This window comes from Deinococcus carri, assembly GCF_039545055.1.
GTDB lineage: Bacteria > Deinococcota > Deinococci > Deinococcales > Deinococcaceae > Deinococcus > Deinococcus carri.
This window is the reverse complement of record NZ_BAABRP010000006.1, coordinates 40,159-58,320: the sequence shown is the minus strand read 5'-3', so window position 1 is coordinate 58,320 and position 18,162 is coordinate 40,159. Positions and strand designations below refer to the sequence as shown.

The following is an 18,162-nucleotide window of genomic DNA, read 5'->3' as shown; positions in this document are numbered from 1 at the left end:
TCCCGCGCCGGGCGGGTCGGGGCATGGGCGGCTCAAGGAACGCTCAAGCTGGAGGAGGTTATGGGCTATGAGCGGTGAGCTATGAACCGGCACCCGGAAGCCTCAGCTTTGGCGGGGGCAGTCTTTTTCATAGCTCAAAGCTCACGGCTCATGACCCCGTCTACACCCCCAGCCGCCCCGCCGACGCCTTCTCTACCGGCGTCCCGTTCGCGCCGTCGAAAGCGTCGATTTCCTCGATGAAGCGGTCGAAGAGGTAGCGGCTGTCGTGGGGGCCGGGGCTGGCCTCCGGGTGGTACTGCACCGAGAAGACCGGGTAGCGGCTGTGGGCCATGCCTTCCAGCGTCTGATCGTTGAGGTTGACGTGGGTGGCGACAAAGGCACCGTTGGGGATGGAGTCGATGTCCACCGCGTAGCCATGGTTCTGCGAGGTGATTTCCACGTTGCCGGTCAGCAGGTTCTTGACCGGCTGGTTGCCACCGCGGTGCCCGAACTTCATCTTGAAGGTCTGGCCGCCCGCCGCCAGGCCCAGAATCTGGTGCCCCAGGCAGATGCCGAAGGTGGGCAGCAGGCCCATCAGCTCCCAGGCGGTCTTGTGGGCGTACTCCAGGGGGGCGGGGTCGCCTGGGCCATTGCTGAGAAAGAGGCCGTGCGGCTGGAGGGCCATGATCTGCGCCGGGGTGGTGTGCGCCGGAACCACGATGGGTTCGATGCCCACTTCCGACAGCCGCTCGATGATGGTGTGCTTGATGCCGAAATCCATCAGCACCACGCGCTTGCCGTGCCGCAGGGTCGGGAAGGCGTAGGGCAGCGGCGTCGTGACCTCGCGGGTCATGTCGTGCCCGTCGATGTCCTGGTGGTCGCGGGCACGCTGCACGTAGACCTGTTCCTCGGCGGGCGTGAACTCGCCGTAGGGGTCTTCCGGGTGGGTGTAGGAGCGGTGGGCGATGACGCCCTTGACCACGCCGCCCGTCCGCAGCCGCCGCACCAGCGCGCGCGTGTCGATGCCCTGGATGCTCACCACGCCGTACTGCTGCATGAACGCTTCCAGCGACTGCTGCGCGCGGTGGTTGGAGTAGTCGCCGGAGAATTCGCGGCTGATGAAGCCCCGCACATACGGCTTGTTGCTCTCCATGTCGTAGATCGCCACGCCGTAGTTGCCCACGTGCGGATACGTGATCGTCACGATCTGCCCGTTGTAGCTGGGGTCGGTCATGATCTCCTGGTAGCCGGTCATGGACGTGTTGAACACGACCTCCCCGACCGTCTCGCCGCGGTGCCCGAAGGCGTAGCCGCGATACACCGTGCCGTCTTCCAGCGCCAGAATCGCGCGTTCTTTTCTGATCATAGGGGGACCTCCATTCGCGCCTCACGGGACGCGTTTTATGGCGTGAGGCGGCCAGCAGCCAGCCACCAGCAGCCAGCATAAGGGACTTAGGCTGAGGCATGCGTGACTACCGACAGTTTGTGGTGTAGCAAAAGGCCCACGCACTGACACTCAACGTCTATGCCCTCACACGAGCCTTCCCACCTGAGGAGCGGTTTGGGCTGAGCAGCCAGTTGCGGCGCGCCGCGCTTTCTGTTCCCTCCAACATCGCTGAAGGTGCTGGAAGAGCCAGTGATACGGACTTTGCCCGATTTCTGGAGATAGCAGGTGGCTCCGCGAACGAGGCGGAATACCAGCTTCTGCTGGCGCGCGACCTCGGCTACATTCCGGAGCCGGAATATCAGGCCGTTGCTGACCAACTGAGCGAGGTTCGCCGCCTGCTGTCCGGCTTTCGTCGCAAACTCAAGCCCTAGGGCGGCGCTCCGTTGCGTTGCCGCGCGTCTTGGGCGTCCACTCCACTGCGCGCCGCCCTTTTTGCGCTTCTCGCTTCGCTCGGAGAGGTTGCCAAAAAACGGCAACCTTTCTGCGCCCCGCCCTAGCTGGCGTCTGGAAGCTGGCTGCCGGCCGCCCCTCACCCCAGCTCCTTCAACATCGCAATCTCGTTGCAGTTCTCAAAGAACGCGCAGCGCTGGCACTCGCTCCACACCTTCGGGTGAAGGTTCGTCTTGTCGATGCGCACGAAGCCGCACTTCTCGAAGAAGCCCTGCTGGTAGGTCCAGGCGAAGAGGGCGGGGAGGTCGATGTCCCGCGCCTCGCGCTCGCAGGCCTCGACGAGCTGCTTGCCCAGCCCGCGCCCCTGCATGTTGGGGTGAATGGCGAGGCCGCGCACCTCCGCCAGGTCGGGGGCGAGCATATGCAGGCCGCAGACGCCCGCCAGCCCCCCCGGTTTCCCCTCGTGCGCCTGGGCAATCACGAGGTGAAAATCGCGGATGGTTTCGGCCAGCAACGCCTTGGAGCGCACCAGCATCAGCCCCCGCGCCGCCCAATAGCCGATCAGCTCATGGACGGCGTCGATGTCGGAGAGGCGCGCCTTACGGGTATGCAGCGGGGCCTGCGGATGCAGGTCGGGAACAGCGATGGAATCGAGGGCGAGGAGGGTCATGGGTGACCCCCGTGCGCGGTGCGCGGTACGCGGGATGCGGGGAGTTCAACGACCGCGCACCGCGCACCGCGTCCCGCCTCCCCCCCTACGCCCGGCTGACGTTCTGGTCCAGCGGCCGCATCCAGGTGGTTCCACCGGGGCGCTCGCTGCGGGTCCGGTAGGCGCGAATCTGGGGGGCGTCGGGCAGTTCGCCCATCACCACGGCGAGGGGCACCTGCTGAAAGCCGAAGTTGCCCCAGTCGCCGCCACGGCTGAACATGTAGATGGCGCGGTCGCCGCGGCCCTGGGCGTAGTTCACAGCACTCATCACCAGGCGGCGGCCCAGGCCACCCCCGCGCGCCGAGGGCACAATCGCCGCGCCGCGCAGCAGGGACGCGCCGTCCCCATGCTCCAGGCCGATGGCTCCCACCGGCTGCCCGCCCCGCTCCATCACCCAGTAGGTGGTGCTGGGGGCCAGCGCTTCCTCGGTGTCCAGCCCGGCGTCGTGAAAGACGCGGGTCACGGTGTCCTTGTCCTGGGGACCAGCGAGGCGAATCTGAACGTTCGAATCGGTCATGGGTATGCCCTCCGGGTTCGGTCGTGCCGTCGCCCCCACGGACAACCGGCACGGCTGGATTTTGAGTGCGCGCAGCATAGCGCAAGCTGGCGCGGGAGGAGGTCAGAACCAGGTCAGGCACCGCCCCGGCCCTCCCCGAAGACGGGCAGCTCACGCTTCCAGGCCTGCTCGTCGGCAATCCAGCCCCTCAGCACCCCGCTTTTCACCTGCGGAGCCTCGGGCAGCGCGGCGGCGATTTCCTCCGCGCTCGCGGGCACGAAGCCGAAGCGCTTCCAGTAGTCCCCCGCTTCCTGGCTGAACAGGTACACGGTGCGGTCGCCGCGCAGCGTGGCGTGGGTCAGGGCGCTCTGCACCAGCGCGCGGCCCAGGCGCTGCGAGCGGGCCTCGGGCACCACGGCCGCCGAGCGGATCAGCGAGGCCCCCTCGCTATGCTCCAGGCCGATGCAGCCGCCCGGCACGCCGTCGAGTTCGGCGATCCAGTAGGTGCTGCCCTGCGGCGTCACGCTGGAGGTGTGCAGCCCGCAGCGCGTCAGCAGGTCGAGGATGGTGGGAAAGTCGGCGGGCGCGGCCTGGCGCAGCTTGACGTGCATGGTGTTGATAGGCACTGGGGTCAGGGTCATGTCGGGGCCTCCTGGAAGGGGTGAGGGTCAGGTGGAGTCAGGGAGGGTGAACTGTTCGGGCCTCCGTCGTCGCTCCGCCTCCCGCGCGGCCTCCTTCAGGAAGAAACGCAGGCCGGCCCCCGCCGAGGCATCGGTGTTCCAGCGCGGAATGACGTGCAGGTGAACGTGGGGGATGTGCGCCCCGCCCGCCGGGAAGACGTTCCAGCCCACCGTGTACCCGTCGGGCCGCACGACAGCGTCGAGGTGCGCCCTCACCTCGGCAAGCAGGGCGTGGGTAGCGGCGGCTTCTTCGGGCGTGAGGTCGAAGACGGTGGTGCAGGGGCGCTTGGTGACGATGATGCCGGAGAAAGGCAGACCCTCGGCGTACTGCGGTTGCAGCTGGCTGTAGACGCAGAGGTCGTTCTGAATGGTCCAGCCTTCCCCGCCCAGGCGGCCCGCCGCATCCGGCACGAGGGGATTCTCGTTCGGGTGCGCCAGAAAGGAGCGCCATTCCTCCTCCCGCTTCTGCAAGAGAGTGCCGTCCAGGTTCACCGTCACCTTCACGAGAGCGCCGCCTTCGCCGCCTCCACCTGCTCGCGCACCCGCTCGGGGGCCGTGCCGCCGTAGCTCCGGCGTGCCCTCACGCTTTCCTCGACAGTGAGGGCGCGGGCGACTTCCGCAGTCAGCAGCGGGTGAGCGGCCTGCACCTCCTCGTCGGTCAGGTCCCAGAGTTGCCGCCCGGTACGGCTAGCAAGGCCCACCAGCCCGCCGACCACCTCGTGCGCCTCGCGGAAGGGCACCCCCGCGCGGGCGAGGAAGTCCGCGAGGTCGGTCGCGGTGGAAAAGCCCCGCGCCGCCGCCGCCTTCGTGGCCGCCGCGTGCCAGACCGTCTTCGGCAGCATGTCGGCATAGAGCCGCAGCACGATGGAGAGGGTGTCGTAACTGTCGAATACGCCCTCCTTGTCCTCCTGAAGGTCCTTGTTGTAGGCCAGCGGCGTGCCCTTCACGACCGTCAGCAGGCCCATCAGGTTGCCGAAGACGCGGCCCGCCTTGCCGCGCGCGAGTTCGGACACGTCGGGATTCTTCTTCTGCGGCATGATGCTGGAGCCGGTGGTGTGCGAGTCGGGCAGCGTCAGGAAGCCGAACTCGAAGGTGGAGTACAGGATCAGTTCTTCCGACAGGCGCGAGAGGTGCGCGGCCAGGATGGCGCAGGCGGAGAGGAACTCCAGCGCGAAATCCCGGCTGCCCACCCCGTCGAGGCTGTTGGCGGTGGGGCGCGCGAAGCCGAGAGCCTCGGCGGTGGCGTGCCGGTCAAGCGGCCAGGGCGTGCCTGCCAGCGCCGAGCTGCCCAGCGGCGACTCGTCCATGCGCTCGGCGGCGTCGCGGAAGCGGCCCTCGTCGCGCTCCAGCATGGCGGCGTAGGCCATGCACCAGTGGCTCAGCAGGATAGGCTGAGCCACCTGAAGGTGCGTGTAGCCGGGGAGGATAACTGGCTCGCCCCCGTCCGAGGTGAGGTGCTTTTCCGCTTCCGCCACCATCACCGCCCGCAGCGCCCGCGTCTGCTGCGCCAGGTCAAGCGCGGCCTCCTTGGTGAAGAGTCGAAAGTCTACGGCCACCTGGTCGTTGCGGCTGCGGGCGGTGTGGAGCTTGCCCGCCACCGGGCCGATGCGGTCGCGCAGGGCGGCTTCCACGTTCATGTGAACGTCCTCGCGGTCCAGCCGCCACTCGAACTCGCCCGCTCGGATGTCGGCCAGGATGCCCCGCAGCCCCGCCTGAATCTGCGCGACCTCCTCCGCCGTCAGGATGCCCACCTGCCCCAGCATTGCCACGTGCGCCAGAGAACCGCGAATGTCCTGCTCCGCGAGGCGCTGGTCGAAGGGAACAGAGGCGTTGAACAGCTCGACCAGGCCATCGGTGGCTTCGGCAAAACGGCCGCCCCAGAGTTTCTTTTGTTGGGTTGTGTTGGTCATGTTGTCCTTTGGGGAGCATTCAGCCATCAGCGGTCAGCTCTTGGCTTTGGCTTCAGCATCCGCCCTGCTGAAAGCTGACGGCTGAGAGCTGACCGCTTTCACCAGCACCGCTGGCGGGGGACTGCTCGGGTTGGCGTGGGCGTACACGGCGGCCGGGTCCACCCGGTATCCCAGACGTTCGTAGAAGGGAAGGACTTCCAGGTTGTACTGGCTGACGGCCAGCAGCACGCGGGCGTAGCCGTCACGGGCCGCGACCTCCTCCACCGCCCGCACCAGCGCCGCGCCGATGCCCTGGCCGCGCGCTTCCGGGCGGGTGGCAAGCTTGTTGAGGGTCAGCGTGTCCGGGCCGTCGGGCCGCCAGCCCACGCAACCGACCGCCTCCCCACCCTGCCAGGCCAGAAAGCCTCCCCCCTGCTCCAGGCTCCAGGCCACGTCCTCCACGCGCGTGCGGCTCCAACTGCTGTGTGGGTCCATGCCCGCCGTCATCATCACGGCGTGAAAGGCGGGGGCGTCGGCGGGCACAGCGGGGTGGAGGGTGAAGCCACTGGAGGAAGTCAACAGATCCCCTCCGGCAAAAGCAGTTCCATTTCGGAACTGGCACGAAAGCCTAACCCTTCGTAGATGGGGCGTCCGGCTTCGCTGGCGTGCAGGGAGACGATGTTCACACCCCGACTGGCGCACCGGGTCAGCAAGGTCTGCACCAGCACCCACGCCAGCCCCTGACCCCGATGCTGCGGCTGAACGTAAACGTTGAGCAGGTATGCCCGCGTCTGCTCGGCGGTATCGGGATTGGGCGGCCAGTCGCGCCACAAGAGGCCTGCCCCCGCCACAATGTCCGCTCCGGCGTGCATCAGGACACCTTCGTACAGGCCCACCTGCAACATGCGGCGATGCCAGCCCAGAGCTGTGGCGCTCACCGCCTCAACCTTGTGCACCTCCTTGCCCATGTCCGCGAACATCGCATCACGCTGGGCCTGGATGGTTTCAGCGTCGTCAGGGAGGGCGGTGCGGAGGGTATATCCGGCGGGCAGCTTCACTTGCGGCGTCACGGTCAGACCGTCTCGACTTCCTTCTGCCGCCCCGCCTTCGCGTCCACCCGCGCCTGCACGCGCATCCGCAGGGCATTAAGCTTGATAAAGGCCCCGGCGTCGTGCTGGTTGTAGTCGCCACCCGCCTCGAAGCTCACCAGGTCCTTGTCGTACAGGCTACGCTCGGCCTTGCGGCCCACCAGGGTGCAGTTGCCCTTGTAGAGCTTCAGGCGGGCGGTACCGGTGACGGCCTGCGCCACATGGTCGATGTAGACCTGCAAGGCCTCGCGCTCGGGGGCGAACCAGAAGCCGTTGTAGACCAGTTCGGCGTACTTGGGGGCCAGGGCGTCGCGCTGGTGCAGCACCTCGCGGTCGAGGGTCAGGCTCTCGACGGCGCGGCGGGCGTGGTACAGCAGCGTGCCGCCGGGCGTCTCGTACACGCCGCGCGACTTCATGCCCACGAAGCGGTTTTCCACCAGGTCGATGCGGCCCACGCCGTTGCGCCCACCAATTTCATTGGCCTTTTCCAGCAGGGCGGCGGGACTGAGGCGCTCGCCGTTGATGGCGACTGGGTCACCGTTCTCGAACTCGACCTCCACGTACTCGGGCTGGTCAGGGGCTTCCTCGGGGCTGACGGTCAGCTTGAACATGTGGGCGGGCGGCTCGGCCCAGGGGTCTTCGAGGATGCCGCCCTCGTAGGAGATGTGCAGCAGGTTCGCGTCGGTGGACCAGGGGTCCTTCTTGGTGGTGGGCACCGGGATGCCGTGTTCGTGGGCAAACGCTTCGAGGTCCGCGCGGCCCTGGAAGTCCCAGTCACGCCATGGGGCCACGGTCACGATGTCGGGCTGGAGCGCATAGGCCGTCATCTCGAAGCGCACCTGGTCGTTGCCCTTGCCGGTCGCGCCGTGGGACACCGCCACCGCGCCTTCCTTCCCGGCAATCTCGACCATCTTCTTGGCAATCAGCGGCCGGGCGATGGAGGTGCCCAGCAGGTAGTAGCCCTCATACAGCGCGGCGGAGCGGAACATGGGGAACACGTAGTCGCGCACGAACTCCTCGCGCAGGTCGAGCGCGTAGGCGGCGACTGCCCCGGTGTTCAGCGCCTTGACGCGCGCTTCTTCCACCTCGTCGCCCTGGCCGAGGTCGGCGGTAAAGGCCACCACGTCGTAGTTTCGCTCGGTCTGGAGCCACTTCAGGATGATGGAGGTATCGAGGCCGCCGCTGTAGGCGAGCACAATCTTCTGCCGGTCCTGGGGCTGTGGGTTCTGAGGGTTCATGTCCTGCTGTTCGTTCGCCATGCTGCATTCTCTCCGGTTTCTGGGGGGAGGGTCCGGCACAACCAGCCGCTCCCGGCGTGAAGCACCCGGCCTTTCCATCGAGGAAGGCCAGGGCGTCAGCGTCGGGAGGTCAGGGTCGGCATTGCTGTATGGATATACGCTCTTTACGTATAGCTATGCAGAGGGTAGCAGGCGTGCCGGGCGGGGTCAAGGGCGGCGGGCCAGCAAAATCCCCGACCACGCGGGCCGGGGAAGGAACGGGACCGGAAGAAAGGGTTCAGCGAATCCGGTAGTCCAGACCGATGCGGGCACCTGCACCCACACCGACGCCCCCACCCGAGCCGATGCCGACGCGCACCCCCGCATTCCCCTCGACAAAGACGCTGAAGGGACCAGCCACGTTGTAACGCAGGCCCAGCAGGCCGTGGGGGTACAGCTGCACGCCGGTGCTGTTGCCCAGCGACACGCCCGCGCCCAGGCCCAGGCCGTAGTAGGGGGCCAGCCCGCCCAGGCTCTGGCCGCTGATGTCGTTCAGGTAGGCCACCTCGCCACCCACGCCGACAGAGCCGCCGCGGAACAGGTTGAGCGCGTTGATGCTGTAGCGCATGGCCGAGGTGCCCGTGAGGTCCGTCTGGTAGTACAGACCGCCGTCGGTCCCGAGGTACCCGCCGACCGAGGCAGCAGAGGCGGAGGAAACGGCCGTCAGGGCCACGAGTCCAAGCAGGGCGTTCTTCATGGGGCGAGCATAAACAACCGGGGAAAGCGGAAACAGGACTGTTCCTTTACGGCTTGCCCGTCTCTCTTTAAGGTTTCATTCATGTGAGGCCGGGGAGCGGCAGAACCTTTCCAGCCGCGCCAGGGCCTCTTCCAGTTCCCCGGCGGACTTGCAGAACGCCAGGCGCAGCAACCCTGGGGGAAGTGCCTGACTCGGTGCGAACGCCTCTCCCGGAATCACGGCCACGCCCGCCTGCTCCACCAGCACTTCCGCCTCCCAGCCGGGACGGCGGGCCATCAGGAAGTAGGTGCCACCGGGGAGAAAGACTTCGGCCCCCAGGTCACGCAGCCCGCGCGCCAGCAGGTGCAGCCGCGCCGCGTAGCCCTCCCGCAGGCCCTCGTAGAAGCCGCTCTGCCGTGCCAGGGGGAGGGCGGCCGCGACCGCCACCTGAAACGGCGTGGGAGCGCAGAAGGAGGCGAGCTGCCGCAGCGCCGCCACCGGCCCTGCCTGCCCCGGCGGGCACGCCACCCACCCCACGCGCCAGCCTGTCGCCTCCAGCCGCTTGCCCGCGCTGCCCACTGTGAAGGTCCGCTCGGGCGCGAGCGCGCGCAGGCTGGTGGGCCGCTCCTCGAAATACAGCTCGTCGTACACCTCGTCCGAGATCAGCCACAGGTCATGCTGGCGGGCCAGGGTGACCACGGCCTCCAGCTCCTCCCGCGTCAGGACCCGCCCGGTGGGATTGTGCGGGCTGTTGAGCAGCAGCGCCCGCGTGCGGGGGGTGACGGCGGCGCGCAGTTCGTCCAGGTCCAGGGTCCAACCGCCCTCCGCGGTGAGGCGCAGGGGCACCGTGACCGGCGTCGCGCCCGCCAGCCGGGCCTGCGGGAGGTAGATGTCGAAGACGGGTTCGAGCATCAGCACCTCGTCGTCGGGACCGTAGAGCGCCTGCGCGAGGAGGCCCATCGCCTCGGTCGCGCCCGTCGTGACCACGATGTCCGCGCCGTCCACCCCCAGGTCGGCCCCCAGCGCGTCCCGCAGCGCGGGCAGACCGGCCGGGGGCGCGTACTGGTCCGCCGTGCCGACCGCCCGCCGCGCCGCCTCCAGCAGAAAGGCGGGGGGAGCGCCCGACGGGAAGCCCTGCCCCAGGTTGACCGCGCCGTGCTGCGCGGCCAGGCGGCTCATGCGGGCGAACACACTCTCCTGGGATGACCGGGCACGGGGCAAGAGGTCTGGCATGGGGGCAGTCTGGCCGCAGCGGTAGCCCAGTCCGGGAGGGCAGGTTAGGCAGGCGGGCGATTGACCCTTCTCCTCCGCGCACCCGCCCAGCAGCGCCAGCGCGATCCAGCCGTTGGCGGGGCACAGGCGCCTTATCCTCTCCCGCGTGCCTCCCTTCCTGCGCGGCCTGACGCTGGGCCTCACGCTCATCGTCGCCATCGGGCCGCAGAATGCCTTCGTGCTGCGGCAGGGGCTGGCGCGGCGACACGCGGGGCTGGCCGCGCTGGTCTGCTCGCTGGCGGATACGCTGCTGATCATCTGCGGCGTGCTGGGCGTGGGGGCGCTGCTCGCGCGCAACCCGGCCCTGACGACGCTGGGAACGCTGGCAGGGGCGGCCTTTCTGCTGGGGTACGGGTGGCGGTCCTTTCAGGCGGCGCGGCGGCCCGTCACACTGGAGGCCGGGGGGCAAAGCGTCACCACGCCCCGCGCCATCGTCGCCACCGCGGCGGCCTTCAGCCTCCTGAACCCGCACGCGCTGCTCGATACCGTCGTGCTGCTGGGCGGGGCCAGCGCGGGCCTGGGCGGAAGCGGCCGCTACGCCTTTCTGGCGGGAACAGTTCTCGCCTCGTGGGTCTGGTTCTTCGGCCTGGCCCTCCTCGCGGGCCGCCTCGCGCCGCTGATGCGCTCGCCCCGCGCCTGGCAGGTGCTGGACGTGCTGGTGGGCCTGACGATGTGGGCGGTGGCGGCGGGGCTGGTGCTGGGGCTGAGGCGGCCCTGACACTCTCCCTTCCCCTCCGGCCGGGGAACATCAGCGGGGCAGGCTCAGACCGGACCGCTGCTCCAGTTTCCAATTCGTCTGCATAACCTTGCAGACCGCCGTCACGTTCCCTGTCCTCCGGCGTGCTAGGCTCAGGACTCGGAATGCCCAAGCGTACCGACCTCCAGACGATCCTTATCCTCGGCAGCGGCCCCATCCAGATCGGGCAGGCGGCCGAGTTCGACTATTCGGGCACGCAGGCCCTCAAGGCGCTGAAAAAGGAGGGGTACCGCGTCGTGCTGGTCAACAGCAACCCGGCGACGATCATGACCGACCCCGACCTCGCCGACGCCACGTACCTGGAACCCCTCACGCCCGAGTTCGTGCGCCGCGTGATTGAAAAAGAACGTCCCGACGCCCTGCTGCCCACCCTGGGCGGCCAGACCGCGCTGAACCTGGCGATGGAACTCAACGCGAACGGCACGCTGAAGGAGTTCGGCGTGGAACTGATCGGCGCGAACGCCGAAGCCATCCACAAGGGCGAAGACCGCGAGGCCTTCCAGGCCGCCATGAAGAAGATCGGCGTGGAGACGGCGCGCGGCCAGATGGTCCACTCCATGGAAGAGGCGGTCGAGTACCAGAAGGAAATCGGCCTGCCCATCGTCATCCGGCCCTCGTTTACCCTCGGCGGCACGGGCGGCGGCATCGCGCACACCTACGAGGAGTTCCTGACCATCACCGAGGGCGGCCTGCGCGACAGCCCGGTGACGAGCGTGCTGCTCGAAGAGAGCATCCTGGGCTGGAAGGAATACGAGCTGGAAGTGATGCGCGACCACGCCGACACGGTGGTCATCATCACGAGCATCGAGAACTTCGACCCGATGGGCGTGCATACCGGCGACTCCATCACCGTGGCCCCCGCGCAGACCCTCAGCGACGTGGAATATCAGCGTCTGCGCGACCAGAGCCTGGCGATTATCCGCGAGATTGGCGTGGATACGGGCGGCAGCAACATCCAGTTTGCGGTGAACCCGGAAAACGGGCGCGTCATCGTGATCGAGATGAACCCGCGCGTGAGCCGCTCCTCGGCGCTGGCGAGCAAGGCGACGGGCTTCCCGATCGCCAAGATTGCCGCGCTGCTCGCGGTGGGCTACCACCTCGACGAGCTGACGAACGACATCACCCGCTCCACGCCCGCCTCCTTCGAGCCGAGCATCGACTACGTGGTGACCAAGATTCCGCGCTTCGCCTTCGAGAAGTTCCCCGGCACGCCCGACGCGCTGGGCACCCAGATGCGCTCGGTGGGCGAGGTGATGGCGATTGGCCGCACCTTCAAGGAAAGCCTGCAAAAGGCGCTGCGCTCCACCGAGTCGGACGTGCGCGGGGCATTTGCGGCGATGAGCGACGAGGAACTGCGCGGCCTGCTGTACGGTAACCCCCGCCGCATCGAGGCCACCATCGAACTGCTGCGCCGGGGCGAGGGCGTGCAGGCGCTGCACGAGGCGACGAACATCGACCCCTGGTTCCTGTCCCAGCTTCAGGAAATCGTGGACGCCGAGAAGGAAATCACCGAACTCGGCCCGATTGGGGAGTGGAAGTACGAAATCTGGCGCGAGGTCAAGCGGCTGGGCTTCAGTGACGCGCGCATAGGCGAACTGGTGGGCCTGAGCGAGTTGGAAGTGCGCGAACTGCGCAAGGCCGCCCGCGCCACGCCCGTCTACAAGACGGTGGACACCTGCGCCGCCGAGTTCGAGGCGTACACGCCCTACCACTACTCGACCTACGAGTGGGAGGACGAGGTCAGCGAGACCGAGAAGCCCAAGGTGGTCATCCTGGGCAGCGGCCCCAACCGCATCGGCCAGGGCGTGGAGTTCGACTACGCCACGGTTCATGCCGTCTGGGCGCTTCAGGAAGCCGGGTACGAGACCATCATGGTGAACTCGAACCCCGAGACGGTCAGCACCGACTACGACACCGCCGACCGCCTGTACTTCGAGCCGCTGACGTTCGAGGACGTGATGAACATCGTCGAGCACGAGAAGCCGGTGGGCGTCATCGTGCAACTGGGCGGGCAGACGCCGCTGAAGCTGGCGAAGCGGCTGGCGGATGCGGGCGCGCCCATCATCGGCACCTCTCCCGAGACGATTCACGAGGCGGAGGACCGCGCCTCCTTCAACGCCCTGTGCGAGCGCCTGGGCCTGCCCCAGCCGAAGGGGAAAGTGGCCGAAACGCCTGAGCAGGCCGTGCGCCTCGCCGCCGAACTGGGCTTCCCCCTGATGGCCCGCCCCTCCTACGTGCTGGGGGGCCGCGCGATGCGGACGGTGCGGAGCATGGAGGAACTGACCACCTACCTGGACGAGGTGTATGCCGCCGTGGAAGGGCAGCCCAGCATCTTGCTCGACCAGTTTCTGGAACGGGCGCTGGAGCTGGACGTGGACACGCTCTGCGACGGGGAGACCGCCGTGGTGGCGGGCATCATGGAACACGTGGAGGCCGCCGGGGTCCACTCGGGTGACAGCGCGTGCATCCTGCCCCCGGTGAGCCTCTCGCCCGAACTGCTGGAGCGGGTGAAGGCCGACACGGAACGCCTCGCGCTGGAACTGGGCGTGAAGGGTCTGATGAACGTGCAGTGGGCCGTGAAGGACGGCGTGGCGTACATCCTCGAAGCGAACCCGCGCGCCAGCCGCACGGTGCCCTTTGTCAGCAAGGCGGTGAACCATCCGCTCGCCAAGAGCGCCGCGCGCATCGCCGTGGGGCAGACACTGGCGCAAATCGGCTTCACCGAGACGCCCACGCCGGGGATGTACTCGGTCAAGGAAGTCCACCTGCCCTTCCTGAAGTTCAAGGGGGTCTCCCCCATCCTCGGCCCGGAGATGAAAAGCACGGGCGAGAGCATGGGCATCGACGCCGACCCGTATCTGGCCTTCTTCCGCGCGCAGATTGGGGCCAAGAGCAACCTGCCGCGCGAAGGCACGGCGCTCCTCCTCGGTGACGGGCTGGACGAGGTGGCAGCCACTCTGGAAGGCGCAGGCCTGAAGGTCATCCGCGAGCAGAACCGCGACCAGCTTCCCGACCTCCTCATCGACGTGACCGGCTCGCCCCTCCTCCGCCTGGCCCTGGAACGCGGCAAGCCCATCGTCAGCACCCACGAAGGCGCGGAGTGGACGGCGAAGGCGATAGCGGCGGCGCAGGGGGAAGAGTTGGGGGTCAGGAGTTTGCAGGAGTGGGTGGGGTAAACCTGCAAACCTTCTTGCTACCCCCTTCCTCTCGTGCTATTCATGGTGAAATACGTTGTACAGGGGGGAACATGCTTGAGTGCATCTACTGTGGGACAGAAAATCAAGACAAAAATAACTTTTGTCGAAATTGTCGAAGTCAGATAAGATGCCTCGAATGTAAGGAGACGCTTGAGAGCAATGTTGATATGTGTCTTTCCTGCGGTATCGATCTCCCTTCCCCCAAAACAGATAGACAACAGAATAACACCTACGAGTTAGATGAGGAGAACAACGAAAAGACTGGTAGATCTAAGAGAAGAATTAGAATTAGCTTCTCCAATTCAGCCCTACAAAGTGTTGCTCCTGCATTTTCCGGCCTTCTGGGTGGAATGGCGTCACAAGGCAGGCCCTCACACAACAACCCGCGCCGAGTATTTCAAACGGCACCACCAACTACCAAGGTTCTAGAAGCGCATTCCTACATAGAGTCTGTCTCATCAGAAGTAAACGAAGGACAGAAACAGCCAATTCTTGGGATTAACTCACCTTCGCTTCTATGTTTTGAACTGGATGATGATAATAAGTTATTCACAACTATAGATGATTTTAAAGGCAAAAGGCAGAGTGAGCAACAAAGGAGGTTCATATTCTTTTATATTTTAGACCATCAGGTAGCGTTTCAAGAAATGCCCAGTGATGAAACGATTATTCAAGCAGCAGAAAAGAGTGGTTTCTATGACAAAAATAACTTTAAAACGTATATAAAGCAAGTCAAAAATGATTACTTTGTTGAGGCGGGAAGCTTATTGAAGCCTAAGGACAAAGCTCACTCATTTCTTGACTCCGTTGACAAGGAGCTTCAAGACCCTCTTGTAGTAGGCGCGTCAATGACACCAAGCAAAAAGCCGCCGGCCCGAAAGCGTGCGGGAGGCGCGGCCTTTGGCGAAGCAGAGAAGCAGAAGGTGCGTGAGTTATTAGATAAATATCCAGTGATATCTCAACTTAATTCTCGCGAATTCAGCCATAACGACTTATCAGCAATCGCTCTTTACCTTCTTAGAACTTTTGAGGGTATGCCAGATGTTAACATACGTGTTTTGTACGGACTTTTAAGCGCAACGCGTGGCTACAGTAGTGAGTTTAAGAGGTACAGTGAAGCTCTGAAGCGCTCTAAAGCCAATCATATCCATCAAAAATCTGACGGCACTGTATCTTTACTTCCCGAGGGAGAGCAGTTCGTTCAAAAGATTCTTCGGGAGAAGGATATCCAGATATAGATGGATATTTCTAGGGAAAAAGTGGTTAATTCCCTCAAACCTGCTGTGCCTCAGATTCTATCAGAGGCTTTGATTGACGAATACATAAGTATCAAAAGGTCTTTTAGGCTTGGGCACTTTTCACCCACAGAACTTGCGGGCGGAAGATTTGGAGAAGTTTTAGTAAGGATATTCGAACACCTACGCACAGGCACCTACACCCCTTTAGGAACACATTTAACTACCACAAACTCCGTTATTAATGCCTTTGAAAGCGATGGCACCCAAGAAGAATTCTTCAGATTCTTCACAACCAAAGCATGTCGAATATTAATGGGCGTACGCAATAAAAGAAACGTCGCGCATCTAGCTAATAACATTGATCCTAACTTTCAGGACTCTCTATTGGTTATGGAGTTAGCTACTTGGATTTTTAGTGAAATGATAAGATCTTATTCTAATTTATCAATTTCCGAGTCGTCTAATCTAATTGCAAGCATTAACTATCAGCATATACCAATTATAGAGGAAATCGGTGGGTTTCCAAAAATTCTCAGAACCGATCTGAGCTACAGAGATAAAACCCTTCTGTTACTGTACGCGAAGTATCCTCAATGGGTTGACGATAAGGACTTAAAAAAATGGACTGGTTATTCCAATGCAACTAGATTTAGAACGGACTTTCTTGAGCCATTGTCAAGAGACGCGCTAACACACCGCCAAGGAAACCAATCTCTGCTAACTTCAAAGGGCATAGCTGAAGTTGAGAGAAGTATAGAGCTTAAGTCGTTTTAAAGTCCTAGATCTTTTCTCCACGCCCTAGTACAGACCGCAGCGACAGACGGTGGGGTGGGCTAGGAGGGGTGAAGAGCAGATGTTTTCCTACTCTCCCGCCCCTGCCGCAGCAGAAGCTGAAAGGCGGGCACTGCGTGGCGAGGGTGGGGTGTGGAACTACCCTGGCCTCAGGCTGAAGGTCATGAACTGAACTGTCTAGCAAACGCTACAACAGCGGGGGCGGACCGCCTCTGCCGTCTACCCCCGCACCTAGTTGAAATGAGTCCTGAAAGTTAGCTGCCCGAACCGGTCATGGCCCCGCTGCCCACCCGCGAGAGCAGGACGACGGTAAAGCCGTTGGTTTCCCAGACCCGCACCTCAACGCGCTGACCGTTCCGCTCGAAGGTCAGGGCCTGCCCTTGCGTCAGGCCGGTGCCTGTCGCGCTGCTGGACATACCTGCCGTGCCTGCGGTCCCGATCGTGCTGGAAGCGCCCGTGGTGCTGGTCGTGGTGGTCCCTGCGGTTCCAGTGGTCCCGATCGTACCCGTCGTTCCGGTCGCGGCAGTGCTCGTGTCGGTGCTTCCTGTACCCGTCGTCCCGGTTCCGGTTGTGTCGCTGGCCGCTGTACCCGTCGTGCTCGTATCCGTGCTGCCGGTTCCCGTTCCCGTCGTTCCAGTACCCGTTGTCCCGCTGGTGCCTGTGCCGGTGGTCCCGGTTCCCGTCGCAGTGCCGGTCGTGCCGGTCGTTCCGGTGGTGCCCGTCGTGCCACTGGTTCCGGTCGCGGCGGTACTCGTATCCGTCGTACCGGTTCCCGTGCCGCCGGTGGTGGTCCCTGCGGCGCTCGTATCCGTGCTCCCGGTGCCGGTCGTACCTGTACCTGCCGCTGCCGTTCCACTGGTGCTCGTGTCGGTCGTGCCCGTGCCCGGAGCGGTGCCGGTGGTGCCCGTCGTCCCGGTCGCAGCGGTACTCGTGCCGGTGGTTCCTGCCGTTCCGGTGGCTGTTGTACTCGTGTCCGTCGTACCAGTGGTGGCCGTCCCAGTGGCCCCGGTTGTGCCAGCACTGGGGGCGGAGGCGTCACTGGCGGTGAAGCCCCCGGCGGTCAGCGCCTGGGCGTACCCCTGAAGGGCGTCGGCCACGGAACCGCGGTAGATGACCCCGACACCGGTAAGCGTCCTGAAACTCCGGATGGGCGTGGCCCCTGGCAGGTAGGGCAGCGTCAGGTCGCCCGAGGGCAGCGTGAGGGTGGTCTGCGCGGGCAGAGATGGCGTCCCTGTCTGACCCGTCTGGGCCAGGGCCGGTCCCAGGCTGAGGAACAGGGCAGCGGTGAGCAGGGTGCGGCGTGCCAGAGTCGTCATGCGTCAACCTCCCGAGTGTGAATGCATCTCGCAGAACCGAGGAGCATGGAGCTTTTCCTCAGGCTCAGGGTAGGCACCCAGCATGTGAAGGTTCGGTTACTCCTGCCAGCCTTTACGGGGTACTTCTTTCACTTCTCACATGGTTTGGCTGCTGTGGGCCAGAAGGTTGGTGGGCTGTTCAGGGCCACGCCCAAGTTGCAGCTCTGCCCAGCGAGCGGAACGGCATGGCAGTCTGCCGGTAGCCTGTTACTCGCCTGGGTTTTCCTCCAGCCAGCCCAGTGCCGCTTCCACGATGTTCTCCGGCACCATATGCGGCCCAGCAAACTCCAGGTACGTCACGTCGTACCCGGCCTGCCGCAGCCGGGGCACGATGACGCGGCTACAGCGGTCGATGGGCAGCACGCGGTCGCCCTCGCCGTGCGAGATGAAGATGCGGGGTGCGCCGACCTGCCCGGCGGGAACCAGGAAGCCGGGCGAGAAGGCCAGCAGGTGCGTGAAGAGGTCACCGTTGCCCACCCCCAGCGAGAGCGCGTAGGAGGCCCCGTCGGAAAAGCCTTCCAACACGATGCGGGCCGGGTCCACCGGATACCGCTCGAAGACGAGGGCGAGGGCCTGCTCGATAAAGGCCACGTCGGGACCGTAGTCGCCGTGAATCACGTCCCAGGTGGAGGAGCGCGACTCGGGCGCGAGGAGCAGCAGGCCATGCGCGTCGGCATGGGGCAGCAGGGGAGCCAGCCCGTGCTGTGCGTTGCCACCCGCTCCGTGCAGCATCACGACCAGGGGCAGGGGGTGGGTCAGCTCCGTATCTGGCACGTACAGCAGGCCGTCCCGCCGCCCGCCGAACTCGAGGTGTCGCAGGCCGCGCTCGCCCGGCATCTGCCCCGGTGGCCCCAGGGGGCGGGGCCGCGCGGTCAGGCGACCTCCCCTTCCTTCTGTGCGTCTTCCTGTCATGGCTGCAC

Annotated in this window: 17 protein-coding genes and 1 pseudogene; 5 read left to right on the top strand and 13 right to left on the bottom strand. The window is 65.0% G+C overall.

The window, feature by feature from the left end; genetic code table 11:
- Nucleotides 1-160 precede the first annotated feature (160 nt).
- Complete coding sequence (gene carA / locus ABEA67_RS09605; RefSeq protein ID WP_345464445.1) at nt 161-1,345, bottom strand: glutamine-hydrolyzing carbamoyl-phosphate synthase small subunit; 1,185 nt, start codon at nt 1,343-1,345, stop codon at nt 161-163.
- Nucleotides 1,346-1,485: 140 nt separating this feature from the next.
- Here carA and ABEA67_RS09600 point away from each other — a divergent pair.
- Nucleotides 1,486-1,797: pseudogene (locus ABEA67_RS09600) on the top strand (four helix bundle protein); the annotation flags it as partial.
- A gap of 158 nt (nt 1,798-1,955) precedes the next feature.
- Here ABEA67_RS09600 and ABEA67_RS09595 read toward each other — a convergent pair.
- The 10 genes from ABEA67_RS09595 to ABEA67_RS09550 all read right to left on the bottom strand — a co-directional run bounded on the left by ABEA67_RS09595 (nt 1,956) and on the right by ABEA67_RS09550 (nt 9,864).
- Entirely contained in the window at nt 1,956-2,486 is a 531-nt protein-coding gene (locus ABEA67_RS09595) for an N-acetyltransferase (protein ID WP_345464444.1), read from the bottom strand.
- An 85-nt stretch (nt 2,487-2,571) separates the two neighbouring features.
- Nucleotides 2,572-3,042: a GNAT family N-acetyltransferase gene (locus tag ABEA67_RS09590; protein WP_345464443.1), complete on the bottom strand. Its 471-nt coding sequence runs from the start codon at nt 3,040-3,042 to the stop codon at nt 2,572-2,574.
- Nucleotides 3,043-3,155: 113 nt separating this feature from the next.
- Complete coding sequence (locus ABEA67_RS09585; protein WP_345464440.1) at nt 3,156-3,662, bottom strand: GNAT family N-acetyltransferase; 507 nt, start codon at nt 3,660-3,662, stop codon at nt 3,156-3,158.
- 27 nt (nt 3,663-3,689) lie between these two features.
- A complete protein-coding gene (locus ABEA67_RS09580; RefSeq protein ID WP_345464437.1) occupies nt 3,690-4,205 on the bottom strand; it encodes an HIT family protein in 516 nt (171 codons plus the stop codon).
- Nucleotides 4,202-5,611, bottom strand: coding sequence for an argininosuccinate lyase (argH, locus tag ABEA67_RS09575; RefSeq protein ID WP_345464434.1), 1,410 nt, complete (start codon nt 5,609-5,611; stop codon nt 4,202-4,204). The genes ABEA67_RS09580 and argH overlap by 4 nt, the downstream gene beginning before the upstream one ends.
- Nucleotides 5,612-5,644: 33 nt before the next feature.
- Nucleotides 5,645-6,169, bottom strand: coding sequence for a GNAT family N-acetyltransferase (locus tag ABEA67_RS09570; RefSeq protein ID WP_345464431.1), 525 nt, complete (start codon nt 6,167-6,169; stop codon nt 5,645-5,647).
- On the bottom strand, nt 6,166-6,660 hold the full coding sequence (locus ABEA67_RS09565; RefSeq protein WP_345464428.1) for a GNAT family N-acetyltransferase: 495 nt from the start codon (nt 6,658-6,660) through the stop codon (nt 6,166-6,168). Before ABEA67_RS09565 ends, ABEA67_RS09570 begins: the two co-directional genes overlap by 4 nt.
- 2 nt (nt 6,661-6,662) lie before the next feature.
- Complete coding sequence (locus tag ABEA67_RS09560; protein ID WP_345464424.1) at nt 6,663-7,937, bottom strand: argininosuccinate synthase; 1,275 nt, start codon at nt 7,935-7,937, stop codon at nt 6,663-6,665.
- Nucleotides 7,938-8,193: 256 nt separating this feature from the next.
- Nucleotides 8,194-8,652, bottom strand: a complete 459-nt coding sequence (locus tag ABEA67_RS09555; RefSeq protein WP_345464421.1) for a hypothetical protein — start codon at nt 8,650-8,652, stop codon at nt 8,194-8,196.
- A gap of 75 nt (nt 8,653-8,727) precedes the next feature.
- On the bottom strand, nt 8,728-9,864 hold the full coding sequence (locus ABEA67_RS09550) for a pyridoxal phosphate-dependent aminotransferase (RefSeq protein ID WP_345464418.1): 1,137 nt from the start codon (nt 9,862-9,864) through the stop codon (nt 8,728-8,730).
- A 145-nt stretch (nt 9,865-10,009) separates the two neighbouring features.
- Here ABEA67_RS09550 and ABEA67_RS09545 point away from each other — a divergent pair, with 145 nt between their 5' ends.
- The 4 genes from ABEA67_RS09545 to ABEA67_RS09530 all read left to right on the top strand — a co-directional run bounded on the left by ABEA67_RS09545 (nt 10,010) and on the right by ABEA67_RS09530 (nt 15,869).
- A complete protein-coding gene (locus ABEA67_RS09545) occupies nt 10,010-10,621 on the top strand; it encodes a LysE/ArgO family amino acid transporter (RefSeq protein ID WP_345464415.1) in 612 nt (203 codons plus the stop codon).
- 143 nt (nt 10,622-10,764) lie between these two features.
- A complete protein-coding gene (gene carB / locus ABEA67_RS09540; RefSeq protein ID WP_345464412.1) occupies nt 10,765-13,836 on the top strand; it encodes a carbamoyl-phosphate synthase large subunit in 3,072 nt (1,023 codons plus the stop codon).
- A gap of 71 nt (nt 13,837-13,907) precedes the next feature.
- Nucleotides 13,908-15,095, top strand: a complete 1,188-nt coding sequence (locus ABEA67_RS09535) for a zinc ribbon domain-containing protein (RefSeq protein ID WP_345464410.1) — start codon at nt 13,908-13,910, stop codon at nt 15,093-15,095.
- The gene (locus ABEA67_RS09530) at nt 15,096-15,869 is read left to right on the top strand and encodes a hypothetical protein (protein WP_345464407.1); all 774 of its coding nucleotides are present in this window, start codon (nt 15,096-15,098) and stop codon (nt 15,867-15,869) included.
- 272 nt (nt 15,870-16,141) lie between these two features.
- Here ABEA67_RS09530 and ABEA67_RS09525 read toward each other — a convergent pair whose 3' ends face one another.
- Both ABEA67_RS09525 and ABEA67_RS09520 read right to left on the bottom strand, forming a co-directional pair.
- Nucleotides 16,142-17,203: a hypothetical protein gene (locus ABEA67_RS09525; RefSeq protein ID WP_345464404.1), complete on the bottom strand. Its 1,062-nt coding sequence runs from the start codon at nt 17,201-17,203 to the stop codon at nt 16,142-16,144.
- Between the two features lie 246 nt (nt 17,204-17,449).
- Entirely contained in the window at nt 17,450-18,154 is a 705-nt protein-coding gene (locus tag ABEA67_RS09520) for an alpha/beta hydrolase (RefSeq protein ID WP_345464401.1), read from the bottom strand.
- Nucleotides 18,155-18,162: the final 8 nt, after the last annotated feature.